This window comes from Brachybacterium sp. AOP43-C2-M15 (assembly GCF_052446295.1).
GTDB lineage: Bacteria > Actinomycetota > Actinomycetes > Actinomycetales > Dermabacteraceae > Brachybacterium.
Genome location: NZ_JBQSWB010000011.1, coordinates 156,047 through 162,680 on the forward strand (window position 1 = coordinate 156,047; position 6,634 = coordinate 162,680).

General features: G+C 71.3%; 6 protein-coding genes. 3 read left to right on the forward strand and 3 right to left on the reverse strand.

What is annotated here, in order from left to right; genetic code table 11:
• Positions 1 to 18 precede the first annotated feature (18 nt).
• The 3 genes from ACT3SP_RS13670 to ACT3SP_RS13680 all read right to left on the reverse strand — a co-directional run bounded on the left by ACT3SP_RS13670 (position 19) and on the right by ACT3SP_RS13680 (position 3,936).
• Positions 19 to 1,128 (reverse strand): BMP family lipoprotein, encoded by a 1,110-nt coding sequence (locus ACT3SP_RS13670; RefSeq protein ID WP_444587849.1) that lies wholly within the window; start codon positions 1,126 to 1,128, stop codon positions 19 to 21.
• A 215-nt stretch (positions 1,129 to 1,343) separates the two neighbouring features.
• On the reverse strand, positions 1,344 to 2,585 hold the full coding sequence (locus ACT3SP_RS13675; protein ID WP_444587850.1) for a M20 family metallopeptidase: 1,242 nt from the start codon (positions 2,583 to 2,585) through the stop codon (positions 1,344 to 1,346).
• 169 nt (positions 2,586 to 2,754) lie between these two features.
• Positions 2,755 to 3,936 (reverse strand): mannose-1-phosphate guanylyltransferase, encoded by a 1,182-nt coding sequence (locus ACT3SP_RS13680; protein WP_444587851.1) that lies wholly within the window; start codon positions 3,934 to 3,936, stop codon positions 2,755 to 2,757.
• A gap of 291 nt (positions 3,937 to 4,227) precedes the next feature.
• Here ACT3SP_RS13680 and sdhC point away from each other — a divergent pair, with 291 nt between their 5' ends.
• From sdhC to sdhA, 3 genes are all read left to right on the forward strand, one after another.
• Positions 4,228 to 4,605: a succinate dehydrogenase, cytochrome b556 subunit gene (gene sdhC / locus ACT3SP_RS13685; protein ID WP_444587852.1), complete on the forward strand. Its 378-nt coding sequence runs from the start codon at positions 4,228 to 4,230 to the stop codon at positions 4,603 to 4,605.
• A gap of 5 nt (positions 4,606 to 4,610) precedes the next feature.
• The gene (locus ACT3SP_RS13690; protein ID WP_444587853.1) at positions 4,611 to 5,066 is read left to right on the forward strand and encodes a succinate dehydrogenase hydrophobic membrane anchor subunit; all 456 of its coding nucleotides are present in this window, start codon (positions 4,611 to 4,613) and stop codon (positions 5,064 to 5,066) included.
• Between the two features lie 76 nt (positions 5,067 to 5,142).
• The coding region (gene sdhA, locus ACT3SP_RS13695) for a succinate dehydrogenase flavoprotein subunit (protein ID WP_444587854.1) at positions 5,143 to 6,634 on the forward strand (1,492 nt) is incomplete at its 3' end.

The window sequence follows — 6,634 nt, forward strand, 5'->3', positions numbered from 1 at the left end:
GCGTCCATCGTCCGGGGATCAGGCTCCCGCGGGAGAAGCGTCGGACTCGACGACCACCGTGCCGTCGATGATCTCCTGCTCGAGCGAGTCCAGCTCCTCGGTGAGGTCCGCGGGGACGTCCTCCTCGAAATCGTGGAAGGGGGCCAGGCCCACGCCGCCGTTCTCGAGGGTCCCGACGTACGGGGTGGAGTCGAACTCGCCGGAGGCCGCGCCGGCGATGACGTCCTCCACGCCCACGGTCATCTCCTTCATGACCGAGGTGAGGATGACCGACTGGGCGTCCTCGTCGGAGGAGTTGGTCTCGTAGCCGTCGGCGTCGACCCAGATCACCTTGCGGTCATCCCCCTCCTTGGCGGAGGCGAGCGTGCCCGCGCCGACGGGGCCCGCGACCGGCATCACGATGTCGGCGCCGGCGTTGTAGAACTCGTCGGAGACGGCCTTGCCCTTGGACTGGTCCTCGAAGGTGCCCACGATCGAGCCCTCCTGGGAGTCCTTGTTCCAGCCGAGCACCTCGACGTCGGTGTCGTGGGTCTCGTTGTAGTGGGTCACGCCGTCCGCATAGCCGTCCATGAAGATGGTGACGGTGGGGATGTTCATGCCGCCGTAGGTGGCGACCTTGCCGGTCTCGGTCATGCCGGCGGCGAGGTACCCGGCCAGGAACGCGGCCTGGGCGGTGTCGAACTCGAGGGGCTTGACGTTCTCGAGCTCGATCGGGTTGCCGTCGGCGTCCTGGGCGGTGGAGTCGACGATCGCGAAGTCGACGTCCTCGTTGGCCTGTGCGGCGTCACCGGTGGCCGGCGCCAGGAGGAATCCGACCGTGATGATGAGGTCGCAGCCCTCGGTCACCATGTTGTTGATGTTCGGCGCGAAGTCGGAGTCCGAGGTGGACTCGGCGGTGTTCTTCTCGATGCCGAGGTCCTCCTCGGCGTTGAGCAGGCCCTGGTAGCTGGACTCGTTGAAGGACTTGTCGTCCCAGCCGCCGGAGTCGGAGACCATGCAGGCCTTGTAGTCGGCGGAGACGTCGCCGCCCTCGCCCCCACCGGCGCTCTCCTCGGGGGCGGTGCCGCAGGCGGCCATGGTCAGGGCGCCGGCGCCGGCCAGGGCGAGCGCACGAGTGATGCTCTTCATGAGGGTTCCTTCGATTCAGGTGAGGGGCCGAGGCGCCCCGAGGGGACCGTCGCGACAGCGCTGTCGCAGTGCGTCTCGGACCATATCCGCGGCCGGTGCCCCCGCGCGGGCGGTTCGGTCCCCGTCGATGAACCGTTATGAAATCGACGCGGACCCTTCGCAGCCCCGTCGCAGCGGATCCCTCGCAGCGGACCGGGCGGCGGCCCGCCTCATGATCAGACCGGCAGCAGGTCGCGCTGCACGCAGGCCGAGGCGAGCACCGAGGCGCCGATGCCGATCGCGCGCTCGTCGATCATCAGATCCCCCATGTGCAGGTCGTAGGTGCGCCCGCCGGGGGTGCGGGTGCCGAGACGGGCCAGCGCGCCGGGCACCTTCTCGAGGTACCAGGCGAAGTCCTCGCCGCCGAGGGACTGCGCGGTCGGATCGAGATTCTCGCGGCCCAGCACTCCTCGCACCGCGGCGGCGAGGACCTCGACGCTGGTGCGGGTGTTGGACACCGGCGGCACGCCGCGGTCATGGGTCACGCGCGCCTCGACGCCCCAGGGACGCACGAGATCCGCGAGCACGGACTCGAGCAGTCGCTCGGCCTGGTCCCACGCGTCGTGATCGAGGCAGCGCAGGGTGCCCTCGAGGGTCCCGCTGCTGGGGATCGCGTTGAAGGCGGAGCCGGCGTGGATGCTGCCCCAGGTGAGGTTCACGCCCGAGCGCGGGTCCATGCGTCGCGTCAGCGCGGCGGGCAGCTGAGTGGCGATCGAGCCCAGCGCGTAGACCAGATCCTGGGTGAGGTGGGGGCGGGAGGTGTGCCCGCCCGCGCCGCGCACCAGGATCTTGACCGGGTCGGTGGCCGAGGTGATCGGCCCCGACTTCAGGCCGATGTGGCCCACGTCGACCCCCGGATCGCAGTGCAGGGCGAGGATCGAGTCGACACCGGCCAGCACGTCCTGGCCGATCAGCTCGAGGGCGCCGCAGGGGTGCATCTCCTCCGCGGGCTGGAAGACCAGCCGCACCCCGCGGCGCAGCGCACCGGCGTCCGCCACACGCACCAGGGCGGTCGCCGCCCCCAGCACCGCGCTCATGTGGACGTCGTGACCGCAGGCGTGGGAGACGCCCTCGACGGTGGACCGGTAGGCCACGGTGGTCAGCTCGGGGATTCCGAGGGCATCCATGTCCGCACGCAGCGCCATCAGCTCGAGCGAGGGGTCGCTGCCGGGGATGTCGCAGATCAGGCCGGTGTGCGCCATCCGGCGCGGGGTCAGGCCCAGACGTTCCAGATGCTCGACGACGTAGTCGGTGGTCGCGTGCTCCTGGTGCGAGAGCTCGGGGTGACGGTGGATGTGCCGCCGCACCTCTCGCAGCTCGTCGGACTTCTCGGCGACCGTCCGGGCGATCAGCCCCTCCGGGCCCAGCATCGACCTCTGCTCCGCCGTGCCCAGCAGCACCTGCTGCGACTGCTCCACCTGTGCACTCCCTGCGTTCTGTGTCGTCGGCGCCCGGCGTGGACGTCGGTCGGTCGTGACGCCGCCCCGAGGGACGACGCGATGCGCGGCGGGGTCCTGCACCGAGGGCCGCGGACGCGGGGCGCCGGAGTCGGCGCCGCGCGGGGTGGCCGCAGCGGGCGGTCGACGGTCAGCGCAGGCGGCCCAGTCCGCGCTCCTCAAGGCGGGCGACGAGCACCGGGAGATCCTGCGCCTGCTCGTCGGCGAGCACCAGCAGCGCGTCCTCGGTGTCGACGATGCTGATGCCGTCCAGCCCGACCAGGGCGATGTGGCGATCGGTCGCACCGTACACCGTGGCGCGCGAGGAGACGGCATCGACGGACGCGCTTCCCAGCACGCGGACGTCGCCCCCGGGCGGGGCGGCCCGTTCGTCCTCCGCCGGCGAGGCGCGGCCGTGCTCGCGCAGCTGCCGGGAGAGGGCCGCGAAGTCGCCGACGTCGTCCCAGCCGAAGGCGGCGGGCACCACCGCCACCCTCCCCTGGGCGGCGAGAGGCTCGGCCAGGGCGTGATCGATGGCGATCGCGGTGAGGTGCGGCCACACGCGCTCGAGCACCTCCTGGTACCGACCGGTGCCGCGCGCGGCGGCAATCTCTCGCACGCCGCGCGCGAGCGGAGGGATCTGGGCCGTCAGCTCGTCCAGCAGCACCGAGGCGCGCACCACGAACATCCCGGCGTTCCACAGGAAGCGGCCGGTGGCCAGGAACCGCTCCGCGCGCTCGCGATCCGGCTTCTCGACGAAGCGCACCACCGGTCGCGCCCCGCTCTCGCGCAGGGCGGCATCGCACCGGGCGCCCCCGCCCTCCGCAGCGACGCCCGCGGTCCCTGCGCCGTCCTGCTCGATGTAGCCGAAGCCGGTCGCCGGTCGCGTCGGGGCGATGCCGAGGGTGACGAGGTACCCGAGCTCCGCGGCCGCGCGGGCGCTGTGCACGGCGCGGGCGAAGGCCTGCTGGTCCCCGATCAGGTGGTCGGCGGCGAAGGAGCCGATGACGGCATCGGGACGGTCCCGCTCGACGAGGGCGGCGGCCAGCGCGATCGCCGGCATCGAGCTGCGCGGGGAGGGCTCTGCCACGACCTCCGCCGGGGCGACGTCCGCGAGCTGCTCCCGCACGATCACCGCATGCTCGGCACCGGTCACGACCAGGGGCGGGGCATCGGCGAGCGGGCCGAGGCGCCGCACGGTCTGCTGGAGGAGGGAGCTGCCCTCGCCCGTGGGATCCAGCAGGAACTTCGGGTGCGCGCGCCGTGAGAGGGGCCACAGTCGCGTGCCGGAGCCGCCGGCGGGGATCACGGGGACGAACGGGGACTGTGGCATCGGCCCAGCGTATCGGCACCCCACCCCGCACCCCAATGCCGTCCCGACGCGCTCGCGGCGTGACCACGCATCGGCGCAACCGCGCCCCTGCCTGGTGCTACGCTGGCAGAGCCCCTGTCGGGGGCGATGATGATGTCGCCGTGTCGTGAAACGACCGCCTCGTGAGCCACCGCTCGCGGACGGTGCACGCCGCGACCTCCCGCCGGAGCAGGCTCCGGCGGGACTCGCGCCGCACTCCGCGGCATCTCATCACCGTTCCCGGCGCCATCCCGACGCTTCTGGAGGATCTCCGTGGCTTCAGCCCAATCCGGGACGCTCTATCGCGGACGCGAGGGCATGTGGTCCTGGGTCGCCCACCGCATCTCAGGAATGCTCATCTTCCTGTTCCTGCTCGTGCACGTCCTGGACACCGCTCTCGTGCGCGTCTCCCCCGAGGCGTACAACGAGGTGATCGGGCACTACAAGACCGTGGTGTTCGGTCTCGGCGAGGTCGGCCTGGTCGGCGCGATCCTCTTCCACGCCCTCAACGGCCTGCGCATCATCCTCGTGGACTTCTGGTCCCAGGGCACCAAGCGCCAGCGCGGCCTGTTCTGGGGCGTCGTGATCGCGTGGGTCGTCCTCATGGCCGGCTTCCTCCCCCGCCACCTCATGCACATGTTCGGAGCGTGATCCCGATGTCGACCCCCACCACCTCGATCCCGGATCCGAGCACCCGCTACCGCCGCACCGGCATGCGCGGCCTGAACGCCGAGATGCTCTCGTGGGTGTTCATGCGCGCCTCGGGCGTGCTGCTGGTGATCCTCGTCTTCGGCCACCTCTTCGTGAACCTGTGGCTCGGCCAGGGCGTCCAGGGCATCGACTTCGCCTTCGTCGGCGGCAAGTGGGCCTCGCCCTTCTGGCAGGTCTGGGACCTGCTGATGCTGTGGCTCGGCCTCCTCCACGGCGGAAACGGCGTGCGGACGATCATCAACGACTACGCCCGCGGCGACCGGCTCCGCCTGGTCCTCAAGGGCCTGCTGTACTTCGCCGTCGTGGTCACGATCGTGCTGGGCACCCTGGTGATCTTCACCTTCGACCCGTGCCCCGTCGGCGCCGACCCGAGCCTGCTGCCCTCCTTCTGCGAGGGCTGACGTCCCCACGGGCGGCCGGTCCCACCGGCCGCCCTCCTCACTTCCCGGTCGACCCGAAACGGAGCAGTCACCCGACATGCAGACCCATAACTACGACGTGGTGATCGTCGGCGCCGGCGGTGCCGGCATGCGCGCCGCCCTGGAGTCCTCCAAGAGCGCCCGCACCGCGGTCGTCACCAAGCTCTACCCCACGCGGTCCCACACCGGCGCGGCGCAGGGCGGCATGTGCGCCGCCCTGGCCAACGTCGAGGAGGACAACTGGGAGTGGCACACCTACGACACGGTCAAGGGCGGTGACTACCTGGTGGACCAGGACGCCGCCGAGGTGATGGCCAAGGAAGCCATCGACGCGGTGCTCGACCTGGAGAAGATGGGCCTGCCCTTCAACCGCACGCCCGAAGGCAGGATCGATCAGCGGCGCTTCGGCGGCCACACCCGCGAGCACGGCGAGGCGCCCGTGCGCCGCGCCTGCTACGCCGCGGACCGCACCGGTCACATGATCCTCCAGACCCTCTACCAGAACTGCGTGAAGCAGCAGGTGGAGTTCTTCAACGAGTACTACGTGCTCGACGTGCTGATGACCGGCGACCCCCGCAGCGACGAGGGCGTGCGCGCCTCGGGCGTGGTCACCTACGAGCTCGCCTCCGGGGAGATCCACGTCTTCCGCGCGAAGTCGGTCGTGTTCGCCTCGGGCGGCTTCGGGAAGATCTTCAAGACCACCTCGAACGCGCACACGCTCACCGGCGACGGCCCCGCGATGGCGTTCCGCCGCGGCATCCCGCTCGAGGACATGGAGTTCTTCCAGTTCCACCCCACGGGCCTGGCCGGCCTGGGCATCCTCCTCTCGGAGGCGGCCCGCGGCGAGGGCGGCATCCTGCGCAACAGCGACATGGAGCGCTTCATGGAGCGCTACGCCCCGACCCTGAAGGACCTCGCCCCGCGCGACGTGGTCGCCCGGGCCATGGCGAACGAGGTGCGCGAGGGCCGCGGCGCCGGCCCGAACAAGGACTACGTCTACCTCGACCTGACCCACCTCGAGCCCGCGCACATCGATGCGAAGCTCCCGGACATCACCGAGTTCGCGCGCACCTACCTCGGGGTGGAGCCGTACACCGAGCCGGTGCCGGTCTTCCCCACCGCGCACTACGGCATGGGGGGCATCCCCACGAACATCCGCGGCGAGGTGCTGCGCAATGCGACCGACGTGATCCCGGGCCTGTACGCCGCCGGCGAGACCGCCTGCGTGTCGGTGCACGGGGGCAACCGCCTGGGCACCAACTCGCTGCTGGACATCAACGTGTTCGGGCGCCGTGCCGGCATCGCCGCCGCGGAGCACGCCGAGACCGTGGACCTCCCTGAGCTCCCCGAGGGCGTCGAGGACCCCACGGTCGAACTGCTCGAGCGCCTGCGCGACCGGCCCGCGACCGAGGACCGCATCGCCGACATCCGCAGCGAGCTGCAGGAGCTCATGGACGCCAACGTCCAGGTGTTCCGCACCGACGAGACCTGCCGCATCGCCCTCGACGGCATCACCCGGCTCAAGAAGCGGTACGAGACCGTCGCCATCC

What these genes read in the sequence shown, in the direction of transcription:
- ACT3SP_RS13680 (WP_444587851.1), bottom strand. Translation starts at nt 3,936, where the DNA reads ATGCCACAGTCCCCGTTCGTCCCCGTGATCCCCGCCGGCGGCTCCGGC.
- ACT3SP_RS13670 (WP_444587849.1), bottom strand. Translation starts at nt 1,128, where the DNA reads ATGAAGAGCATCACTCGTGCGCTCGCCCTGGCCGGCGCCGGCGCCCTG.
- ACT3SP_RS13690 (WP_444587853.1), top strand. Translation starts at nt 4,611, where the DNA reads ATGTCGACCCCCACCACCTCGATCCCGGATCCGAGCACCCGCTACCGC.